The organism is Sediminimonas qiaohouensis DSM 21189, from assembly GCF_000423645.1.
Lineage (GTDB): Bacteria > Pseudomonadota > Alphaproteobacteria > Rhodobacterales > Rhodobacteraceae > Sediminimonas > Sediminimonas qiaohouensis.
Window position 1 is genome coordinate 133422 of record NZ_AUIJ01000002.1, and the last position, 20948, is coordinate 154369.

The 20948-nt window shown below is 62.2% G+C and carries 17 protein-coding genes; 10 read left to right on the forward strand and 7 right to left on the reverse strand.

What is annotated here, in order from left to right; genetic code table 11:
* Positions 1-45 precede the first annotated feature (45 nt).
* Both G568_RS0102930 and G568_RS0102935 read right to left on the reverse strand, forming a co-directional pair.
* On the reverse strand, positions 46-618 hold the full coding sequence (locus G568_RS0102930; protein WP_026756643.1) for a UbiX family flavin prenyltransferase: 573 nt from the start codon (positions 616-618) through the stop codon (positions 46-48).
* Positions 615-2114, reverse strand: a complete 1500-nt coding sequence (locus tag G568_RS0102935) for a UbiD family decarboxylase (RefSeq protein ID WP_026756644.1) — start codon at positions 2112-2114, stop codon at positions 615-617. The genes G568_RS0102930 and G568_RS0102935 overlap by 4 nt, the downstream gene beginning before the upstream one ends.
* 132 nt (positions 2115-2246) lie before the next feature.
* Between G568_RS0102935 and ubiT the strand changes: the two genes are divergently transcribed.
* The 3 genes from ubiT to ubiV are packed head-to-tail and all read left to right on the forward strand — an operon-like array spanning position 2247 to position 4665.
* The gene (gene ubiT / locus G568_RS0102940) at positions 2247-2777 is read left to right on the forward strand and encodes a ubiquinone anaerobic biosynthesis accessory factor UbiT (protein ID WP_037373554.1); all 531 of its coding nucleotides are present in this window, start codon (positions 2247-2249) and stop codon (positions 2775-2777) included.
* 3 nt (positions 2778-2780) lie between these two features.
* On the forward strand, positions 2781-3758 hold the full coding sequence (ubiU, locus tag G568_RS0102945) for a ubiquinone anaerobic biosynthesis protein UbiU (protein ID WP_026756646.1): 978 nt from the start codon (positions 2781-2783) through the stop codon (positions 3756-3758).
* Positions 3759-3762: 4 nt separating this feature from the next.
* The gene (ubiV, locus tag G568_RS0102950) at positions 3763-4665 is read left to right on the forward strand and encodes a ubiquinone anaerobic biosynthesis protein UbiV (RefSeq protein ID WP_026756647.1); all 903 of its coding nucleotides are present in this window, start codon (positions 3763-3765) and stop codon (positions 4663-4665) included.
* A gap of 310 nt (positions 4666-4975) precedes the next feature.
* Here the strand turns inward: ubiV and G568_RS0102960 are convergent, their stop codons facing one another.
* Together G568_RS0102960 and G568_RS0102965 are read right to left on the reverse strand one after the other, a co-directional pair.
* Entirely contained in the window at positions 4976-7492 is a 2517-nt protein-coding gene (locus tag G568_RS0102960; protein ID WP_026756648.1) for a PAS domain-containing hybrid sensor histidine kinase/response regulator, read from the reverse strand.
* Between the two features lie 67 nt (positions 7493-7559).
* On the reverse strand, positions 7560-8087 hold the full coding sequence (locus tag G568_RS0102965; protein WP_026756649.1) for a putative pterin-binding protein: 528 nt from the start codon (positions 8085-8087) through the stop codon (positions 7560-7562).
* Positions 8088-8262: 175 nt separating this feature from the next.
* Here G568_RS0102965 and G568_RS0102970 point away from each other — a divergent pair, with 175 nt between their 5' ends.
* Complete coding sequence (locus tag G568_RS0102970; RefSeq protein WP_245582865.1) at positions 8263-8934, forward strand: response regulator; 672 nt, start codon at positions 8263-8265, stop codon at positions 8932-8934.
* A gap of 32 nt (positions 8935-8966) precedes the next feature.
* Here G568_RS0102970 and G568_RS18065 read toward each other — a convergent pair whose 3' ends face one another.
* From G568_RS18065 to G568_RS0102990, 3 genes are all read right to left on the reverse strand, one after another.
* Entirely contained in the window at positions 8967-10469 is a 1503-nt protein-coding gene (locus G568_RS18065) for an ATP-binding protein (protein WP_051202642.1), read from the reverse strand.
* Between the two features lie 430 nt (positions 10470-10899).
* The gene (locus tag G568_RS20470) at positions 10900-11394 is read right to left on the reverse strand and encodes a hypothetical protein (protein WP_051202664.1); all 495 of its coding nucleotides are present in this window, start codon (positions 11392-11394) and stop codon (positions 10900-10902) included.
* Positions 11395-11813: 419 nt separating this feature from the next.
* A protein-coding gene (locus G568_RS0102990; protein ID WP_425423398.1) for an IS3 family transposase occupies positions 11814-12955 on the reverse strand; the annotation gives its coding sequence in 2 pieces (ribosomal slippage) (positions 11814-12715 and positions 12715-12955; 1143 coding nt in all).
* Positions 12956-13177: 222 nt separating this feature from the next.
* Here G568_RS0102990 and G568_RS0103000 point away from each other — a divergent pair.
* From G568_RS0103000 to G568_RS0103030, 6 genes are all read left to right on the forward strand, one after another.
* The gene (locus G568_RS0103000) at positions 13178-14305 is read left to right on the forward strand and encodes a DegT/DnrJ/EryC1/StrS family aminotransferase (RefSeq protein ID WP_026756653.1); all 1128 of its coding nucleotides are present in this window, start codon (positions 13178-13180) and stop codon (positions 14303-14305) included.
* 27 nt (positions 14306-14332) lie between these two features.
* Complete coding sequence (locus G568_RS18075) at positions 14333-15397, forward strand: Gfo/Idh/MocA family protein (protein ID WP_037373556.1); 1065 nt, start codon at positions 14333-14335, stop codon at positions 15395-15397.
* Entirely contained in the window at positions 15394-16560 is a 1167-nt protein-coding gene (locus G568_RS0103010; protein ID WP_051202665.1) for an ATP-grasp domain-containing protein, read from the forward strand. Before G568_RS18075 ends, G568_RS0103010 begins: the two co-directional genes overlap by 4 nt.
* An 18-nt stretch (positions 16561-16578) precedes the next feature.
* Complete coding sequence (locus G568_RS0103015; protein ID WP_026756655.1) at positions 16579-17568, forward strand: hypothetical protein; 990 nt, start codon at positions 16579-16581, stop codon at positions 17566-17568.
* 111 nt (positions 17569-17679) lie between these two features.
* Positions 17680-19059, forward strand: coding sequence for a hypothetical protein (locus tag G568_RS18080; RefSeq protein WP_157084249.1), 1380 nt, complete (start codon positions 17680-17682; stop codon positions 19057-19059).
* Between the two features lie 625 nt (positions 19060-19684).
* Positions 19685-20911 carry an IS256 family transposase gene (locus G568_RS0103030; RefSeq protein WP_026756657.1) on the forward strand — a complete coding sequence of 409 codons (1227 nt, stop codon included), beginning with the start codon at positions 19685-19687 and terminating at the stop codon, positions 20909-20911.
* Positions 20912-20948: the final 37 nt, after the last annotated feature.

A 20948-nucleotide genomic window follows, 5' to 3' on the forward strand; every position in this document is an offset into this window, starting at 1 on the left:
TTGTTTATACTGTATCTACTGGATCGAGCGCGTATTTGTCGCCGCTCATCCCTCCCCCGTCCAGCCGGTGGCGCGGGGTGTGCCGCCAAGGCGGAGTTGATCAACCGCGCGCGCGGCGATCTGGTCGGTCGCGGCCTCAAGACTGGGCGGGGCGAGGTACCACGCGGGCACCGGCGGCATCACCGTCGCGCCCATTTCGGTCACTGCGGTCATGTTACGCAGATGCGCCAGCGTCAGCGGCGCCTCGCGCGCCAAAAGGATCAGGCGCCGCTGCTCCTTTAGCTGCACGCCCGCCGCGCGGGTCAGCAGGTTATCGTCAAGTCCGTGCGCCACCGCCGCAAGCGTGCGCATCGAGCACGGCGCGACGATCATCCCCGCCAGCGGCGCCGAGCCCGAGGCAATCCGGGCCCCGACATCGGAGGCGGAATGCACGCAGGCGGCCATCGCGCGCAGACGGTCCGCCGCGCCGGGGCCGCATTCGGCGGCCAGCGTGCGTTCGCCCGCCGGACTTATGACCAGATCGACCCGGGCGCCCATGTCCACGAGGTGCCGCGCCGCCGACAGGCCAAGCGCCGCGCCCGACGCGCCCGATATGCCCAGGACCACCCGCGCGCTCATGACAGGCCCGCCCGCGCCAGAAGGTCGGCGGCAAAGCTGTCGGCCTTGTCGGGCATGGTCATCACCTGGCCCCAGTCGCGACCCGATTCAGTGCCGATCTTGGTGGTGGCGTCGATCCCCATCTTGCCCGCCAGCCCCGCCTGCGGCGAGGCGAAATCGAGGTAATCCATCGGCGTGTTTTCAAGGATCATGACATCGCGTCCCGGGTCCATGCGCGTGGACATCGCCCATGCGACATCGTCCCAATCGCGCGGGTTGATGTCCTCGTCGACGACGACGATCATCTTGGTATAGCTGAACTGCGCCAGCATCCCCCAAAGCGCCATCATCACGCGTCGCGCCTGTCCCGGGTAGCGTTTGTCGATGCTGACCACCGCGATGCGGTAGGAACAGGCGGCTGGCGGCAGCCACAGATCGCGCAGCTCGGGGATCTGCGCGCGGATCACCGGCAGGGCAAGGTCGTTGAACACCTCGCCGATGACCGATGGCTCGTCCGGGGGGCGGCCGGTATGGGTCGACAGGTAAAGCGGATCGCGCCGGTGCGTCAGTGCCGAGACGCGCATGACCGGGAACAGCTCGGCCGCGTTGTAATATCCGGTGTGGTCGCCGAACGGTCCTTCGGGGGCAGTATCGCCGGGGTGTATCCACCCCTCGATCACCATTTCGGCCTGCGCGGGCACCAGAAGGGGCACCGTGCGCGCCGGCACCAGCTCGGCCCGCGCGCCGCGCAGCACGCCCGAGAAGGTCAGTTCGGACACCGCTTCGGGCAGCGGCAGCGCGGCCGCCAGAAGCGTGGCGGGATCGGCGCCAAGGGCGATGGCGACCGGCATCGCCTGCGTGGCGCGCTCCCATGTGCGGTGATGCGCGGCGCCGCCCCGGTGCGCCAGCCAGCGAAGGATGACGCGCCCGCCATCCAACACCTGCGCGCGGTAAACGCCCGCGTTATAGGCGTGCACGGCGTCTGGCGCGCTACCATGGGGCCGGGTCATCACCACCGGCCACGTGATCAGCGGTCCGGCATCGCCGGGCCAGCAGGTTTGCACCGGCAGGCGGGTCAGGTCGGGTGCCTCGTCGACGACCTGCTGCACCGGGGCGGTGCGGGCGAACCGGGGCCGCGTGCGCAACGCGGCGCGCAGCATCGGCCAGCGCGACAGCGCGTCGCGCATGCCGGTGACGGGCGCGGGCGCGCGCAACGCGGCCAGGAATTCGCCCAGCTCGGACACATCCCCCGCGCCGCAGCCAAGGCCTGCGGCGACGCGCGCGCGGGTGCCGAAAAGGTTGGCGATCACGGGGATCTCCGCGCGGCTCCCATCCGCCAGCACCGGCGCCTCAAAGCGCAGCGCCGGGCCGCCCGCGCGCAGCACTCGGGAGCCCACGGCGGTCATCTCGTTCACCACCGAGACGGGATCGGCGATGCGCGCCAAGTCGTCCGCCGCCGCGAGATCCGACAGGAACGCCCGCAGGCTATCGCGCCGGGGGGGACCGTTATCGAGCATGCGTTTTCTCCGAAATCCGCGTTCGTGGCATGGCTATCACCCCTTGCGCGCAATCGAATTGACATATGTCAATTCATCCGATGCGCGGCGGCGTTAGGGTCCGGCAAACCCGCCCAATCACAGGAGTCTGCCTTGCCCCCGACATCCGCGCCGATCCCCTTGGCCCCGCGCCCGTTGGCTTTGGGGCTGCGCGCCCTGCCCCTGTTTCCGCTGGCGGCACCGCTGAGCCTTTTGATGCGGCGGCTGATCGCGGCGCATCCGGGCCTGATCACGCGGCTTGGCGCGCATGGGTCGTGCCGGTTTGCCATCGATCCCATCGATCTGCCGCTGGTGCTGCTGCTGCAGCCCGAGGTGGAGCGAATCACCGTGCATCGCCGCCCGCCGCCCGACGCCGACACCCGCATCGCCGGGCCGCTGGCGGCACTGCTGGGGCTGGTGCATGGCACGTGGGACGGTGATGCACTGTTTTTCTCGCGCGATCTGGTGATCGAGGGGGACACCGGCGCGGCGCTGGCGCTGCGCAACGCGATCGACGATGCCGAGCTGGACCTGGCGGCCGAAATCGCGGCGCTGTCTGGGCCGATGCGGGGGCGTCTGGAACCGCTTATTGCGCTGGCCGAGCGGGTAACCCACCTGCCGCTGCGCCGCGCCGAGGGGGTGTAAACGATGGAGTTGGTTTGCCCCGCGGGAACCCCCGCCGCCCTGCGCTCGGCCGTGGCGGCCGGGGCGCATACGGTCTATTGCGGCTATGCCGACGACACCAACGCGCGCAATTTTCCGGGCCTGAATTTCTCACGCGAGGAGATGGAGCAGGCGATTGCCCATGCCCATGCGCAAGGCGCCAAGGTGTTGGTGGCGATCAACACCTTTCCCCGCGCCGGCGATGCGGCGCCGTGGCATGCCGCCATCGCCCATGCCGCGGCGGCGGGCGCCGATGCGGTGATCCTGGCCGATACCGGCCTTCTGGCGCATGTGGCCGAGCATCACCCCGGCCTGCGGCGGCACCTGTCGGTGCAAGCAGCCGCCGCCAACCCCGACGCGATCAACTTCTACGCCGAGGCGTTCGGGGTGAAACGCGTGGTGCTGCCGCGGGTGTTGAGCGTGCAGGAAATCACCGCGATCAACCGCGAGATAGACGTGGAGACGGAGGTGTTCGTGTTCGGCGGCCTGTGCGTGATGGCCGAGGGGCGCTGTTCGCTGTCGTCCTACGCGACCGGGCTGTCGCCCAACATGAACGGTGTCTGCTCGCCCGCCAGCCATGTCAGCTATGACGAGGAGGGGGGCGAGTTGGCGGCGCGGTTGGGCGGCTTCACGATCCACCGCTCGGGCCGGGATGAGCCCGCGCCCTACCCGACCCTGTGCAAGGGCTGTTTTACCTCGCGCGAGCGGACCGGCTACGTGTTCGAGGACCCCAGCAGCCTTGATGCCTCGCAGCTTATTCCGCAGCTGTCCAAGGCGGGGGTCAGCGCGCTCAAGATCGAGGGGCGGCAACGTTCGCGCGCGTATGTGAGCCAAGTGGTGCGCGCGTTTCGCGCGGCCACCGATGCGCTGGAGGCGGGGCGTCCGATCCCACCGGGGACGCTGTCGGCGCTGACCGAGGGGCAGAGCGCCACTACCGGCGCCTATGCCAAGACATGGAGGTAGGGCGATGCAGCTGACAGTGGGCCCGACGCAGTTTTTCTGGCGCGGCGAGGCGTGGCGCGATTTCTACGCGCGATTGGCCGACGAGGCGCCGGTGGACCGCGTCGTTCTGGGCGAATTGGTGTGCTCCAAGCGGCTACCGTTCTACCAGACCGAGATCCCGCAGGCGGTAGAGCGGTTGCAGGCGGCAGGCAAGCAAGTGGTGCTGACCTCGCTGGCGCTGATCACGCTCAAGCGCGAGCGCAAGCTGATGGCCGATCTGGCCGATATGGGGCTTGAGGTCGAGATCAACGATTTGACCGCGCTGGCCTATCTGCCCAAGGGCACGGCGTTCAGTGTCGGGCCGCTGATCAACACCTATAACGAGGGTACGGCGGCGTGGATGCATAAACGCGGCGCGGCGCGGATTTGCCTGCCGCCCGAATTGCCGCTGGCCTCGGTCCGCGCGATTACGGCTGCCAGCCTTGCGCCGGTCGAGGTGTGGGGCTGGGGCCGGTTGCCGTTGGCGATATCGGGGCGGTGCTATCATGCGCGCCTGCATGATCGGACCAAGGATAATTGCCAGTTCATCTGCGACGCGGACCCGGACGGGCGCGAGGTGGAGACACTGGACGGGCAGGATTTCCTGGCGGTGAACGGGGTGCAGACCCTGTCGGCGGCCTGTGCCAACGCGGCGTACCAGGTGCCTGCCCTGCGGGATGCGGGGGTGTCGTCGCTCAGGCTGTCGCCGCAATCGGAAGGGTTCGCGGAGCTGTGCGGCGATTTCCGGGCGCTACTGGATGGCCGGATCACGGCCGGGGAGCTATCGCAGCGCGCCCTGCCCCACGCCCCCGGCGGCACCTATTGCGACGGGTTCCTGACCGGCGACACCGGCGCGGCATGGTCGCAGGCGGGGCGTGAAAGCGCATGAGGGGGCGGGCAAACACAGGGCCGCGACCAACCTGGAGGGCGCGTTTGCATCAGCAATGCGGAGTGGCACCTTAAAGCCCCGATGACGGTTGAGGCGGCGCACACCATCGCCAACGCGACCTCGTGGGGGAGGTCGGTCGCGGCCCGGCGGTGCCGGGCGGTGTGGGTTGTGGGGGCGCGCCGGGGGGAAGGCATGCGCGGGTTGTTGTGAACGGCGACGAACGGAAACTTCAAAAGATTCCGTTCAAGAAAGTTTAAAACTTTCTTGGTCTTTAGCCGATTGCGGGGCGTAGAACGTCGAAGGGCGATCCTCACGCCGCGCGGTCCAGCGCGGCCACCGTTTCGGGCCAGAGCTGCCGCGCGTCCTCCAGCGCGGCGGCAGCATCGGCGCCCTCGTCTGCCGCGAGGCGCGCCACCGCTTGCTCCAGCGCCTGGTGCAGCGCCCGCGCGCCCAGTGTGGCCGCGCCGCCCGCCAGCCGGTGCGCCAGGTGCGCTGCGCGCGCCGCATCCAGCCCCTCCAGCACCTGCCGCTCGTGCAGCAGCGCGTCGCCCTCATCGCGGAACCGGGCGAGCAAGTCTTGCACCCGGTCGGGCGAAAGGATCGTGCGCAGGCTGTCGATCACCGCCGTATCCAGGATCGACGCGGGCGCGTCCTGCGGCTGGGGCGCCGGCCGATCGGTGGCGCCATAGAGACCATGCAGCAGATCGGCGCGCTGAACCGGTTTGGTGATGATCGCATCGACCCCGACCGCGTGGCAGGCCTCATCGCCGATTTCGATCATGTGGGCGGTCACCACGACGATGCGCACGTCACTGGATGGCCCGCCTGAGGCACGGATCTCGCGCGTGGCTTGCAGCCCGTCCATCCCCGGCATGCTCAGGTCCATCAGGATCGCATCGAAGCGGGCCGCCATCGCGGCGTCGATCCCGGCGCGGCCATCCTCGGCCTCTTGCACGTGGTGGCCTTCGGCCTCGAGCTGCCGGCGCAGCACGAAGCGGTTGATCGCGTTGTCCTCGACGATCAGAATGTCCATCGGCGGCGCGTGCTCGGGCGGGGTCGCGGGCGCGGTTGCCGCCTGCGCCGGCAGCGGCGACAGGGGCAGGCGCAGCCGGAACATGGAGCCCTCGCCCGGCAGGCTTTCGACGCCCACGCGCGCGTTCATGGCCTGTGCCAGGCGCTTCACGATGCCCAGACCCAGGCCGGTGCCCTCGACATGGTCGAAGCCGGGCGTCTGGATGCGGGCGAAATCGTCGAATATCTGGTTGAGCCGCTCGGGCGCGATCCCGACCCCGGTATCGGACAGCTCGAACACGACCTCGCCGCGCGCGGGGGGGATCGAAACATCGAGGGTGATGGTGCCGTCGCGGGTGAACTTGACCGCGTTGCTGATCAGGTTGGTCAGGATCTGCCGCAAACGGTGCCGATCGGCATGGATTTCGCCCAAGGGCTCGGGCGTCCGGTTGAGGATGATCCGGTTGCCTGCGCGCCGCGCCGCCGGGGTCATGTCGCGGACCAGCTCGGCAAGCAGGTCGTCCAGGGCAAAGTTCGCCGGGGCCAGGTCGATGCGGCCCGCCTCGATCTGGGCGACATCGAGGACGTCGTTGACATGCCCCAGCAGCACCTGCGCGGAGCTTTCCAGGATCTGGGCATAGTGGCGCTGATCGGCATCGAGGGCGGTGTGTTTCAACAGGTCCAGCGCGCCCAAGACCCCGTTGAGCGGCGTGCGCATCTCGTGGCTCATGACGGCGAGGAACTGCGCCTTGGCACGGGCGCCGGCCTGTGCGCGGTCGCGCGCCTCGCGCAGCGAGGCCTCGGATTCCAGGCGCTGGCTGATGTCGCGCAGGAAACAGGCGCGGATGGCGCCATCCGCGTGCCGGGGCACGCCGACCGTCATTTCCACGTCGAAGCTGTGCCCGTCCGCGTGGCGCGCGACAAGCTGACGGCAAGCGGGTTGCCCGGCGGTCTGCGCGGGCGGCAGCAGCGGCGGCGCCTCGCCTTCGTCATCGGCGGGGCGGACCATGTCATGGAGCGCGGTGCCGCGGACGGCGCCTTGGGTCGTGCCGAACATCCGCTCGGCGGCCTCGTTCATCTCGATCACGCGGCCGTCGGGGTCGGTCACGATGATCGCGTCCAGCGAGGTGGCGATGATCGTGGACAAGCGCGCGCTGATCTGGCGGTTGGCCCTGGCGCGGGCGAGATTGACGCGCGATTGCCGCCAGAACAGCCATGCCAGCGACGCCAGCGACACCAGCAAAAGCCCCATGACCAGCGACAGGTTGACCAGCAGGCCGTGCATCTCGGTGCGGGTGGCCTGGGTGCGGGCGGCGGCCTCTGTTACGCTATGCGCCGAGGCGCGGCGCAGGATCGGGCGCAGCTCGGACAGGCGCGCATCGATCGCGGGCAACGCCTGCATCAGGGCCTCGTCGGGCCCATCCATAAGGGGTATCATCGCGTCGATGGCGGTGCTGAGGGATCTGAACGCGGGCGCATCGCGCGGCACCAGATCGGAATAGACGGGGCTTTGCATCATGGTCTCGACGCGGCTGTAGAAGATATCGAACCGCTGGCGCAGTTCCTCCAGGTCCGCCGCGCCGGTGCGCCGGGCGGTGCCGAGCTGCGCCTGAAGCTCCAGAAACTCGACCTCGAGCTGGGCGATGGTCCACTGCACGTTGTCGGTGCGCGAGGTGCTGAGATCCTCAAGCCGGTCATTCACGCGAAACAGAAGCTGCACCGCCAACGCGACCGATGCCGCTGCCACCAGCGCGAACAGGACCAACTGGACATGGCGCCAATAGCGGCGCGGCACCCGCTTTTTCAAGGTAGACATCCGCGCCCCCAACCCCCGTGCGCCGCGCATATGATCGTGCCCTTAGCCACGCGCGGCAACGGGCACTCTAGCGCTCGATGCGGATCCGGTCCAGTTGCCAGACGCTGCGCGCGTAATACGTTTCGGTCCGGTAGCGCGCGTCGCGGTCGAAGGGAAACACCAGCCAAAGCGGCCCTTTGTCGCGGGTGCTCATCGGGGCGCCGTTGCGCGCGAAGGCAAGCAGCGCGCCGTTGGGGCGCACGTCGGCGACGGGGAACCGGGCCTCGTAGCCATTGAGCCCGATCAGCCGCATGACGCCGTCCCGCACGCCCAGATACGCCAGCAGATCGTGCAGGTGTACGCCCTCGAACCGCTCGCGCCCGGCGGTCCAGTTGGTGCTTGTGCGGAATGCGGCGCGCGGCAGCGTCCGCAGATCATCCAGCCCCAAGGCAATGCGCCGCCCCTCCTCGCCCGCGCCGGCGGCTTCGGGCGCGATGCGAATGTCCAGAACATGCGGGTCGGCGGCCCGCGCCCCCGGCGTGCCGGCGATCAGCTCCCCGGCCAGAATCACGGCGGCGGCGAGTCGCAAGATGCTGACGTCAATCGCAGATCGCATTCCTATCCCCTCAACACACGCAAACGGATACACCACCTTGAGCGCGCACCCGCCGCCACGTCCAGCCCCTTATGCTTTTGGGCCGGTTTTCAGGGATCCGGCGCGCGCAGTGCTGGTAAAATGCGCAAGTTCGCAATATTGTTACCCACGCGAGCAAGCAGGTGGACCAGTAAAAATGCAGGAGACCGGAGAAATGCAAAAGGCGTGGCGCGAGCCGGGCACATTGATGCCGGCGACCGCGTCAAAGCTGCTTATTGCGGATGATCATGACCTGGTGCGCGAGACCCTGACCGGCTATTTGGCCAATGCGGGGGGCATCGAGGTCAAGCAGGCGCAGTGCCTTGACAGCGCGCTGGAGCAAATCCGCAAGCATGGCCCCTTTGACCTGGTGCTGCTGGATTTCACGATGCCGGGTATGACCCTGCCCGACGGGCTAAGCCAGGCGCTCGCGCTCAATGCGCCGGGGCCCGTGGCGCTTATTTCGGGCACCGCCTCGGATGCGATGGGGCGGCGGGCGCTGGATTGCGGCGCGGCCGGGTTCCTGCCCAAGACGATGGCGCCCGACGCCCTGCTATCGGCCATTCGCAGCATCATGAGCGGCGGCACCCATGCCCCCGAGGCGGTGATGCAGGCGGATGCGCGCGATCTGCCCCACGATAGCCTGACCCCGCGTGAGCGCGACGTTCTGGAGCGCCTGTGCGAGGCCAAGTCCAACAAGGAAATCGCGCGCGATTTGAACGTTCAGGAGGTCACGATCAAGCTGCATGTCAAGACGCTCAGCCGGAAGCTGAACGCGCGCAACCGCACGCATGTGGCGATGCTTGCGCGGGATATGAACCTGATCTGAACCTGACCTGATCTGAACGGTGGCGGCTGCGGCTACAGCTCGGTCAGGACGCGGCGCAGATCGGCCAGTTCGAACGGCTTGGCCAGATAGGTGGCAAACCCCGTAACGATGTATTCCGTGACCTGGTGCGGCATCGCGTTTGCCGTGACGGCGACGATCGGCACCTCGGGAAGATTGGCGCTGTCGCGGCTGGCGCAGATCTCCTTCAAAGCAGTGATGCCATCCATCACCGGCATCGAGATATCCATCAAGATCAGATCGAAGTCCTGCTCTTGCGCGGCATTCACCGCCTCAAGCCCGTCATTGACCACGACCGGCGTGATCCCGAGGCGGGTCAGCATCGCGGTCATCAGCTCGCGGTTGGTCTGGTTGTCGTCGGCGACCAGAACGCGGCGGTCCTCGAAGGTTTGCTCGGGGGCCTCGGCGGTGTCCTGCTCGGAGTCCTCGGCCGGGGCCATCTCGAGCGGCAGCGATATGGTGATGCGCGTGCCCGCGCCGATGACGCTATGCACGTCGATGGAGCCGCCCATCGTCTCAGTAAGCTGCCGCACGATCGACATTCCCAGGCCAGAGCCGCCAAAGCGGCGGCTAATGGTGCTGTCGGCCTGCACATAATCGTCATAAAGGCGTTGCACCTGGTCCTCGGTCATGCCGATGCCGGTATCGGTGACGACGATCTGCAGGGGCTGATCGGCGCGCCCGCTGATGGTCAGGGTGACGCCGCCGGTTTCTGTGAACTTGACCGCGTTGCTCAGCAGGTTGTGCAGGATCTGCTGAATGCGCAGGGCATCGCCCATGCGCGGCAGATCGCAGCCCGAGCCAAGGAACACCTCCATCGACAGGCCCTTTTCCTCGGCCGCGATGGCGTGGATCTCTTCCAGGCGGTGCGCCAGCTCGGTGGCGCAGACCGGCGCGCGCTCCAGCGACAGCTTGCCGGCCTCGATCTTGGACATGTCCAGAAGATCGTTAAGAAGGTTCAACATCCCCGCGCCCGATTGCCGGATCACCTGCGCCATGTGCCGTTTGCCCGAATCATTGAGGTTGGATTCCAGCAGCTCGGCCATTCCCAGGATGCCGTTGAGCGGGGTTCTGATCTCGTGGCTCATCTTGGCGAGGAAGGACGATTGCGCCTCCTTGGCCGATTTCGCCTGATCCAGCGCCTCCTCCAGCGCGGCTTCGCGGGCGCGGCGGGCGGACACGTCGCGCACGATGGCCCCAAGGCGCGGCGCCCCGTTCAGATCGAACCGGCAGATTGAGATTTCTGCGGGAAATTCGGTTCCGTCCGCGCGCAGGCCGGACAGCTCGGCGCGTTCGGCCATCATCCGGCCGCTTCGGTCCTCGTCCAGGAAGGAGGTGATGTAATCCTGGTGCCGCTCGCGCACCGGCTCGGGCAGGAGCATGTTCAGCGACTGGCCGATCATCGCTTGCGCGTCATGGCCGAAAATCGTCTCGGCCCCCTTGTTGACGAAGGTAATACGCGACCGGTGATCGACGATAACGATGCCATCCTGGATCGCGTCGATCAGCGTACGCATGGCGCGGCGCCCCTGGTCAGCGGTTTGCCTGGCCAGAATGGCGGGGGTTTGTGGCTATCGTGCCACCTTGTTTTGCCAAGGTTTTGTATCATCGTGGAGGGGTCCCTGATGCGAGGTCTTGAATGGTGAAAGAGCGCAGCGACACACCAGATACACGGATTGAAAACCTACTCACTTCGGCGAATTTATTGTTGTTTTGCTTAGCGCTTCGCCGCGCGAGACATGCTGCACAATCAGAATATGATCAAAATACTTAACATAGTAAATATTGAATTTTGAATATATGTTTGCGCCCCCTGCCCCCACCGACATGCGACAACGCGAACGACGGCGCGCTAATGGGGTCATCGGGCGCGGCGGATCTACGACATGCGTGCTGGTGCCGCGAGGCGGCACCAGCTTGCAGTATCCGGACGTGCGCCGACTGGGCTTAAGCCTCGCCACCGCTCACCGTTCCGTCGGTAGTACCTTCCGTGTCGTCATCGGTGGTATCGGTGCCTTCGGTGGTGCCATCAGTTGTATCGTCTGTGGTCTCCTCGGTGGTATCATCTGTGGAGTCCTCGGTCGTATCGTCGGTGCTGTCCTCGGAGCCGTCATCGGCATCGGATTTGCCAACGCTTCCGCCGCCCCAACCGTCTTCGTCGCCATCGGGTGTTTCGCCAGCGTGGCCAACATCCTTGTCGTTACCGGGATTTCCGGTGACACCGTCGGCCCCGGCCGCGCCTGCCGCGCCTGCCGCGCCACCACCGTTGCCGCCGCCATTGCCACCACCGTTGCCGCCGCCATTGCCGCCGCCATTACCGCCGCCATTACCTTGGGCATGGACCACGTCGCCGGTTGCGACCACGATTGCCGCCGCCATGGGGGCCGCCGCCAGGGCGGCGATGCTGGTGCTCAGGGCCAGTGTTTTCAGTGAGATACGCATGTTTCCTCCTTGATGCTTTTCTCAGGTGTTGCACCGCCCTGCTGACACGTGCCACCGCCTTGGAAAACCTCTTTAATTTGCGGAGGACGATTGCGGCGGGATATCGCAGAACACGGCATCTTCGCTGGCGAGAATCTGCTGAGTCGGGTGACCTTTTGAAGGCCAAACCATGGCGAAAATGTGCCGCCAGACGCGCGTCGCTCGCAAGGTTGGAATGACGGGACGAACCGCGCGCGCGATGACCCGCGTCGCACCAATGTTCTTGGAAAATGGCGGTCCCAACAGAAGTTGGCATAGTCCATTTATATTAATGCCTTGTGAGAAAATATTTCCAAAATTTGTAGTGTTATAAATCAATGACTTACGCCGCACGGTGACAACCTTTTCGACTCCGTGAGCCGTGAACAGCCCCGAGTTGTCTAGACGCCTTCGGGTCTCAGTTTCCGCTGCCGTTCGAACTCGACGGGCGACAGCATCCCGTTTCTCGCATGCTTTCGCTTCGGGTTGTAGAACATCTCGATGTAATCGAACACGTCCTGCCGGGCTTCTTCGCGGGTTTTGTAGGTCCTGCGCCTGATCCGTTCGCGCTTGAGCAGATTGCAAAAGCTCTCGGCAACGGCGTTGTCATGACAATTCCCGCGCCGGCTCATCGAATGCTCTAAGTTGTGGCCCCGCAGGAACGCGGCCCAGTCCATGCTGGTGAACTGGCTGCCCTGGTCCGAGTGGATCAGCACCTTGGTCTTCGGCTTGCGACGCCAGACGGCCATGTGCAGAGCCTGCAGAACAACCTCCGTTGTCTGGCGGCTCTGCATCGACCAGCCGACCACACGGCGCGAGAAGAGATCGATGATGACCGCCAGGTAAGCAAAGCCCTCCTGCGTGCGGATGTAAGTGATGTCTGTGACCCAAATCTTGTCCGGTGCCCCCACGTCGAACTGCCGATCCAGGGTGTTGTCGATAACGACCGACGGCTTGCCTCCATACTTTCCGGGGCGGCGCTTGTAGCCGATCTGGGCCTTGATCCCGGCCAGCTTGGTGAGACGGGCCACACGGTTCACGCAGATGCTTTCGCCCTGTTCGATCAGATCGTCATGCAGCTTGCGGTGACCATAGACCTTGCCGCTCTCGACCCAGGCCTCCTTCAGCAGCGCTGTCTGCCGTTGATCCTCTTGGGCCCGCTTGCTCAGCGGCGCCTTCAGCCACGCGTAGAAGCCGCTCGGCTGGATGCGCAAGCATCGGCACATCGCCCGCACGGAGAACCTGCCGCGATGCTCGGCCACGAACGCGTATCTCACTTTGCATCCCTGGCGAAATACGCGGTGGCCTTTTTTAGGATGTCGCGCTCCTCGGTCACCCGCGTCAGCTCCCGCTTCAGACGCCGAATCTCTGCATCCTTCTCTGACTCGCCAGACGACGCCTTCGCGAATTTGCGCTTCCACGCATAGAGCGAGTGCGCACTTACCCCGAGCCGTTGCGAAACCTCCGCAACCGGGTAGCCCCGCTCGGTGATCTGCGCGACCGCATCACGCTTGAACTCGTCGCTGAATTTGGTGCTGCTCATCTCGGCCTCCTTGCCTCAAAATTAGGGAAGAAGGCGTCTATGAATCTAGGGGCTATTCATACCAGGGGTTGAAAGTAAGGATGGGATGAGGCAATGATCCGACACGTCCATGATAGCCGTCATCAACCGTTGCGCATAGATCGATCTTCCCTCATTACTTGAGATCTCGCGCCTTAATCGTGAAGGTAACATCTCAATATGACACCGGAACTCAAGCGGAACGTGAACGATCCACTCTACGTAAGCCGTCCGCTCATTCCCGAACTGTCTGATCTGACTGCGCTTTTGCAGGGCGTTTGGGCCTCACAGCAAGTTACCAACGAAGGTTCTCTCCACAACCAACTAGAAGTAGCATTGGCTCGCCATCTCGAGGTGTCTGTAGCGAAGCTAACGTGTAATGGAACCGCCGCGTTGCAATGCGCACTTCTGAGCTTGGATCTCCCGAGGGGAGGAGAAGTAATTACTACGCCGCTAACATTTGCTGCGACAGCGCATGCCATCATGGCCTGTGGGTTGACGCCAGTCTTTGCAGATGTGGACGAGGTCACCCTTACGCTGGATCCTGCTGCAGTTGCGCGGGCAATCACGGAACGCACGGTGGCAGTGATTGGTGTGCATGTGTACGGAACTCTTTGCGATCATGTTGCCCTTCGGGATATCTGCAACGCGCACGGGCTCAAGCTTGTGTTTGATGCGGCACATGCCTTTGGCGCCACGCTGGAGGAAACGCCGGTCGGAGCTATGGGGGATCTCAGCATTTTTTCGCTTCACGCGTCTAAGCTTTACAACACCTTCGAGGGCGGGCTTGTCACCTCGACCGATCCTGTGGATTCACAACGACTGAGACTGGCGCGCAATTTTGGGATCGAAAATGAGGAAGTCGTGAGGTCGGTCGGAATCAACGGGAAGATGAGCGAGTTGAACGCCGCGATCGGGCTACTCAATCTTCAAAAATATGAAGAAGAACGCGCGGTGCGAAGCGCGCTTCGCACCGCATATGATCGTATTGTTGAAAGGTTTCCTGGCCTGACAAAGCAAATCAGGCAAGTCGGGGTGAAGCAGTCAGAACAGTATTATATGATCCGTGTCGATCCAGTGACTTTCGGTGCCGGGCGGGACAAAATCTATACACGGCTCAAGGATTTTCAGATTTTCAGCCGACGATATTTCTGGCCCATCTGCACGGATTTCGAATGTTATCGCGGTCAAACAATTTACAGCGTTCACGAGCAACCAGTGGTGGAACAGGTCAAAAACACGGTCCTTTGCCTACCGTTTCATTCCGGTGTCCTGCCCCATCATGTTGAGGCGATAGACGCCGTCCTTCAGGAGCTGTCCGGAAACAACTGAACCCGCAAGTCGGGAGGGAAGCTACATATGTCAGAAGAACTGGATTTCATCTTGTCGGGCCCGGGGCTTATCGGGAAAAAACATGCGGCATTGATCGACGCGCACCCCGACGCGCGTCTGTCTGCTGTGGTGGCCCCTGACCGCCCACAGAACAGGGGATTCAGCGACACGCATGGCGTGCCTCTTTTTCAAGACCTGGATAGTGCTCTCGACGCGGTCGATTGTGGTGCGGCGATCGTGAGTTCTCCGAACGAATTCCATTACGATCAGGCCATGTGTTGCGTCGAGCGGAATATTCCCGTTCTGATCGAGAAACCTCTTACCGATCAGTTGCGGACGGCGGCTGCACTAGCCGACGCGGCCGAGGCCCGCAGCGTGCCCGTACTTGTCGGCCACCACCGTACCTACAGCCCCTTGCTGGAAATAGCACAAAACTTTCTAAAGTCCGAAGCCTTCGGCAACCCGGTCGCGGTGCAGGGCTCGGCGCTCTTTTACAAGCCCGAGGATTACTTCCTGGCTGGACCATGGAGAACGCGTGCCGGGGGTGGACCGATCCTGATCAACATGATCCACGAAATCGGCATTCTTCGCTTCCTGTTCGGCGAAATCGAAAGCGTGACAGCCCGGGTCAGTTCTGCCGCCCGCGGGTTCGAAGTTGAGGACACTGCCGCTGTCACCTTTGCTTTTTCGAACGGCGCCGTGGGCACATTCCTAATTTCGGACGCAAGCGCGAGCAGCAAGAGTTGGGAAATGACGGCTGGCGAAAACCCCGCTTATCCGTTCTTTCCTGAAGAGAATTGCTACCATTTTGCCGGCATGATGGGCTCGCTCGACTTTCCCTCAATGCGGTTCCGCACATATTCCGGAAGATCGGAGCGAACTTGGTGGGCAGCTTTCGAGGAAGGGCGCCTCGCGATCGAGCGTGAAGACCCGCTCGAGACGCAGCTAACCCATTTCATTGATGTCATTCGGGGCGCGACCCCGCCCCGGGTGTCGGCTCGGGATGGCTATCAAAACATGGTCGTGCTGGAGGCCATTGTCGAGGCGGGGCGCTCTGGCCATGAAGTTCGCACGGACGAAATCGGGACATGACACGCGTGTTGCTTCTCGACACAAGCTTTGCGGCGCGCCCAGTCCATGACTGGCTGCGAGATCAGGGCCTTGATGTCTGGACCATCGGCAACCGCCCGCTTGACCTGCTGGCGCGGCGCTACCCCAAGCGCTATATCGAGGACGACTATGCAGAGGTGGAAACCGTGCGGCGCCATGTCGACCGCTTGGGTGTGACATATGTGGTGCCCGGCTGCACCGATGTCTCGATCGAGACCGCGCAGCGCCTGACCGGCTTGCAAACCGCCTTCGATCCGCCCGAAACTTATCGCCGACTGGCCGACAAGGCCGCATTCCGTGCCCTGTGTGAGGAGCTTGACCTGCCCGCCCCGCGCCGGGTGTCCGAGGCGAACTTGCCCCATGCGGGCCGTCTGATCGCCAAGCCTTCGGATGCCTTCAGCGGTCGTGGAATATCCGTGTTTGACGGGTCAGACCACGCGGCGGCCCGAGCCGCGCTGAACGCCGCCCGCGCCGAAAGCCGCACCGGCGATGCCCTGCTGGAAACCTATGCCGAGGGTCAACTGTACAGCTACAGCTGTTTCCTCGAACGGAAGCGCGTCGTCGATGCGGTCATCGTGCGCGAGGATGGCTCTGTCACGCCTTATGCCGTGGATACCTCGCATGTTGCGGCCGAATTCCCCGCGGCCGGGACGACACAGCTACGAGACAGTATCGAGCGGCTTGCCGCCGTGCTCAATCTCGTGGACGGACTGCTGCATGTGCAGTTCATTTGGGATGGGTCGCGACCCTGGCTCATCGAACTCAGCCGCCGCTGCCCGGGCGATCTCTATCCTTGGCTGGTGCAGCTGAGCACCGGACTGCCCCATGCCGCGCGCTATGCTTCCTATTTCGTGAACCGCCCCGCGCCGGATGCGCCCCTGTCGCGCCGGCACATTCTTCGGCATACGGTTACAGCTGGGCACGAAAACTATGACGGGGTGTTTTTTGCCGCACCGGTCCCGATTGTCGAGTATCACGCGCTCGCCGTCACTGGGCGCGAGATGCCACCGCAAGGACGGATCGACCGCGTCGCGCTCATGTTCCTTGAATATCCGTCGGCAAAGGCGCTGGCCGAACAGCACGACCTCTTCCAGAAACGCGGGATCTATATGCTAGGCGCGCCTGAGAACAGCACGTCGCGGTAATGGAAGAGGTGGCAGTCCATGACTAAAACGGTCTTTTTCCATATCGGGTCCATCAAGACCGGGTCCACGGGACTGCAAAAATTCTGTTACGAGAACCACGAAGCCCTGCGCAAACGGGACGTAGATTACATCCAATTCCAGCCGCCGCAACTGCACTTGCCCCGGTGGGCGAATGCTGATTACCTTCTGAAACCAGATTTCGACGCCAACTTCGTGGCTGACACGATCGCCGCCAGCCCCGCCTCGAAAATTCTAATCTCGGAAGAGGGGCTGATGGGCCGTCCGCAAATCTGGCAGCATCCGGTGTTTCAAGATATGCGCCGGGTCGTCATCCTTTACCTGCGTAATTCCGTCGATCTTGTGGCGTCATGGGCGTCCGAAAATTCTTTACCTTACAATTTCCGGCAAGCCGAGCATTCTAGCGGTCTCGGTGTCGTGTCGGTCGATCACGGAATCGGTCACTGGTCGATGGCCTATCGCGGCATGCTGTTCGGACTTCTGAATGCGGCGCAGTCCAATCCGAATTGGGAGATGGTGATACGCCCTTTCCCGCCTCAAGCCCCCGATGAAAGTATCGTGAAGGATTTTCTGAAGGCACTTGGGCTCGAGGACATCACGGCCCATGAGCTTGCGCAAAGCGCCGACGAGGATGCGGTCAACGTAGGAAGCAGCCGCAAATATTGCGATGCCGCCAATCTTCTTAGCGAGTTGGTGTACGAGTACGAGGTGCCGCATCTCTATGAAAAATCCATGGTCGATACAGTTTATGGACGCTTGCGAAGCGGCGATGACCGTAAGGTCATCGAAACGCTCAGCAAGATCGAAATGCATTTCATCCGTAATCGGCTTGCCGCCCCCGGGACGATGCTGGTGGCCGATTATGGTGCGCCTGAAAGCATCGTGGAGATGCCAAAGGTAGCGCAGATGCGCAATGCGCCCTATATTCGGATAGACCTTGCGGAATTGCGGCAGTTATTTCTCGAGTATGTTATCGCTAAACAGAAGTAACCGTAGAGGAATGATGCTATTATAGCGACTTTGATGCAACAAAGCCGGTAGCCGCAGTGGCTGGAATGTCTGCGCGTCATAGCGATGATTTTTAGAAAGACAACTGGTGGGATGACAATGGTAAAAAAAAGTAAACATAAAACTCACTTTCAAAATTCACTCGAAGATACAGAGAAATCAAAAACTTTTGCAGATCAAGACCCTTTGATTCTAGCAGCCAAGTACCTTAGACACCCTTTGACAAGGAAAGTTGAGCACTTGATGAGCGCTATATGTGCCCGATTTCCTTTTCTACCCCGAAAAATGAGAACAAGACTCGCGATGTCGTCCAAGAAACGAGACAACATATGGTTGTCAAAAGCAATTACTAGTCTTCAGGACACCGAAACGCTCCCCCTTAACCGGGCTTATCATGCAATCCAGAATGAAATGTTTCCAAAGAAGATTCAAAACGCCGAGAAAATTCTAATTATATTGGTGCCTGAGCATAACGAGATGAGCGGCGGAATATATTCCTTCTTCTCGATCGCCAACGCTGCCTATAAACTACGTCATATGCATAACTATGAGGTGGTTTTGATGACGCGACCAAACAAAATGAATGAAACTTACTTTCGTCAACGCAATTTTAAAAGCTCACATGACGTTTTTCGCTTTGAGCAGATCAAACGATGCCTCAACGCCAAGGAAATTTATTTGCATATCCCGGAATATGCCGCTTCAAATTTTATTGACAACCTCGACACAGAATCGCTCAATTATCTTTGCTCAAGAGACCGATTTTATGTGAATATATTGAACCAAAAAATTGACATAATGCCGGAACCCAATGAATTTTGTGAATTACGTAGTATTTGTGATGAGCTGACGCAGTCTGTTGCCCATCATGCGTATTTTGGGCAATCTTTTGCGGATTATTATAATACACCTCTGCTTCTGCTGCCTGCCTATACAGATCTTAGCGACTACCCCCCGCTCCCGGCTGAAGACAAGCGCAAGTTGATTATTTATTCACCGGATAGCGCTCACTGGAAAAATGAAGTTTTGCGGCGCCTGAAAGCAGGCCTTCCTGATTACGAGTTTAGAGAAATACGCTCGATGACCTTTGATGATTTTATGACGTTGGCAACGCAATGCCGCTACTCAGTTACATTTGGAGAAGGCTTTGATGGATACCTTGCGCAGCCAATACATCAAGGTGGAGTGGGATTCGCGGTCTACAACGATAAATTTTTCCCATCTGAAGATCTTAAGGAACTCTCCAATATCTTCTTGTCACCAGAAGACATGAAAGAAAGGTTGGTGGAGCGAATCCGTTCAATGGACAAAAACCCAGAAAAATATATTAGTGCAAATGAAGAAATGATGCGCGTATATGATCAGCTTTATTCACGCGAAGACTATATTCGATGTATAGAGATGCTGATCAAGCGTGAATTTGAATTGACGCCTTTACATGTGGAAAATATGGTGCGGAGCGTCCACTTGTGAGCCGAGCAGTGAAGCTGTAAGTTGTCAACGTGTATGGACGCCCCGTCAGAGCATGGATTTTCTGAAGGTTGTTCTGGGCGGAGCGCCTCTGTTGATGGCATGGATGCCCCCTCCCGACGGCATCGTAATGTGCCAAAGTGATGCTGGACCTGTCACGCTTTCGTATCGCTCCGACTGCTCATTTAAACGACCTTTCGTTCGAAGGCCAAGAGGCTTTTCCACCCCAATACTGTAACCGCCCGGTTCGAACCGCCTTGCAAATTCAGGCGGCTTCGTTCTCGGGCGTCGCTGCCGGCATAGGCTTCCAGTGCCACGGCAGCAGCGCGTGCAGGCGCTTGATCTTGTGATCATGGATGCTTTCGCCGTCTTCCGCGAATGCGCGCCTTTGGTCCGGACGGTTCGGTGCCGGACGGTGGCGACGACGCTCTCGATGGGGTTGTCGGAGCGGAGATGGTTCGCGGTTGTGATTTTCAAAACGCTTGTGCTAAGCACATTCTACAAGATGTCCGATAACAAGATTGAGTAGGTCGTGTCGTGAAGTTGGTGGAAATTTGAAGGTGGCGTAATCTCCGGGTGATCCTGAACCACTCAACCGGCGGCTGGCACCGCCAGAAGAGATCACGCCATGAACCAAACTACAGACACCAGCGCGGTTTCGCTACTCGCTTGCGACGACGGCTTCGACCCGATCGAGGACCGGCTGCGCGCGAATATCCGCAGCACCATCGAGGCCGTTTTCAACGAAGAACTGGACAGCTTTCTCGGCCGCCTTCGCTACGGTCGAGAGGCCGGGGCGGTGAAGGGGTATCGCCACGGCCAGCGGGATCGCCGGACCACGGGAACGTTCGGGACCGAGACGATCAGCGCTCCCCGCGCCCGCGTCGAGAACAAGGACGGCAAGGTGCGCGAATGGCGCTCGAAGGCGCTGCCGCGTTACCAGCGCCTGACGAAGCGGGCCGAGGCGCTGATTGCATCGGTCTATCTCTCGGGCACCAACACGCGGCGTGTGAAGCGCGCGCTGTTCGCGCTGTTCAAGGGGGCCGTCAGCAAGGATGTGGTCAGCCGGGCCTGGCGCAAGGTGAAGGTGGACTGGGACGCATGGTGCGCGCGCAGCCTGGTCGACGAGGACATCGTGCGCATAATCCTGGTTGGCACCGTGATCAAGACGCGGATCGACAAACGGGCGACGAACATCTCGGTTCTGGCGGCCATCGGCGTGCGCCGTGACGGGCAGAAGGTGTTGCTTTCCATCATGAATATGGGCGGCGAGAGTGCCGCGGCATGGCGCCAGTTCCTCGACGATCTCGATGCCCGCGGGCTGAAGCGCCCCGAGTTCGTGATCGTCGATGGTGCGCCGGGGCTGGAAGCCGCGCTGGTGACGCTCTGGGGCGACGACCTGCCGATCCAGCGCTGCACCGTTCACAAGCATCGCAACCTTCTGGCGCATGCCCCGAAGCACATGCATGAGGAACTGGGCAATGACTATCGCGACATGATCTACGCCGACACCTCGGCCGAGGTCAAAAAGCGCCGGAAGGCATTCCTTCGCAAATGGCGGCTGAAATGCCGGGCTGTCGCCGATAGCCTGGAAGAAGCCGGGGAGCGGCTGTTCACCTTCACCCGGCTCGATCCGGCGCAATGGAAGGCGGCGCGGACCACCAACGCCATCGAACGGTTGAACGAGGAGTTCCGCCGAAGGATCAAGACCCAAACCGTGCTGCCGTGCGCCGAAACCGTGCCGATGCTGCTCTGGGCCTTGCTGGCTTCCGGTCAGATCAAAATGCGCAAGGTCGACGGGCGGCAGACCCTCGACAAACCGATCGAGCCCTTGCCCCTTGACCTCGCCGCCTGATCAGGCCCAAATCAAACCGCTCGGAGAACGCCGCCGG

What these genes read in the sequence shown, in the direction of transcription:
- G568_RS0102930 (WP_026756643.1), bottom strand. Translation starts at nt 618, where the DNA reads ATGAGCGCGCGGGTGGTCCTGGGCATATCGGGCGCGTCGGGCGCGGCG.
- G568_RS0102935 (WP_026756644.1), bottom strand. Translation starts at nt 2,114, where the DNA reads ATGCTCGATAACGGTCCCCCCCGGCGCGATAGCCTGCGGGCGTTCCTG.
- ubiU (WP_026756646.1), top strand. Translation starts at nt 2,781, where the DNA reads ATGGAGTTGGTTTGCCCCGCGGGAACCCCCGCCGCCCTGCGCTCGGCC.
- ubiV (WP_026756647.1), top strand. Translation starts at nt 3,763, where the DNA reads ATGCAGCTGACAGTGGGCCCGACGCAGTTTTTCTGGCGCGGCGAGGCG.
- G568_RS0102960 (WP_026756648.1), bottom strand. Translation starts at nt 7,492, where the DNA reads ATGTCTACCTTGAAAAAGCGGGTGCCGCGCCGCTATTGGCGCCATGTC.
- G568_RS0102965 (WP_026756649.1), bottom strand. Translation starts at nt 8,087, where the DNA reads ATGCGATCTGCGATTGACGTCAGCATCTTGCGACTCGCCGCCGCCGTG.
- G568_RS0102970 (WP_245582865.1), top strand. Translation starts at nt 8,263, where the DNA reads ATGCAGGAGACCGGAGAAATGCAAAAGGCGTGGCGCGAGCCGGGCACA.
- G568_RS18065 (WP_051202642.1), bottom strand. Translation starts at nt 10,469, where the DNA reads ATGCGTACGCTGATCGACGCGATCCAGGATGGCATCGTTATCGTCGAT.
- G568_RS20470 (WP_051202664.1), bottom strand. Translation starts at nt 11,394, where the DNA reads ATGCGTATCTCACTGAAAACACTGGCCCTGAGCACCAGCATCGCCGCC.
- G568_RS18075 (WP_037373556.1), top strand. Translation starts at nt 14,333, where the DNA reads ATGTCAGAAGAACTGGATTTCATCTTGTCGGGCCCGGGGCTTATCGGG.
- G568_RS0103010 (WP_051202665.1), top strand. Translation starts at nt 15,394, where the DNA reads ATGACACGCGTGTTGCTTCTCGACACAAGCTTTGCGGCGCGCCCAGTC.
- G568_RS0103015 (WP_026756655.1), top strand. Translation starts at nt 16,579, where the DNA reads ATGACTAAAACGGTCTTTTTCCATATCGGGTCCATCAAGACCGGGTCC.
- G568_RS18080 (WP_157084249.1), top strand. Translation starts at nt 17,680, where the DNA reads ATGACAATGGTAAAAAAAAGTAAACATAAAACTCACTTTCAAAATTCA.
- G568_RS0103030 (WP_026756657.1), top strand. Translation starts at nt 19,685, where the DNA reads ATGAACCAAACTACAGACACCAGCGCGGTTTCGCTACTCGCTTGCGAC.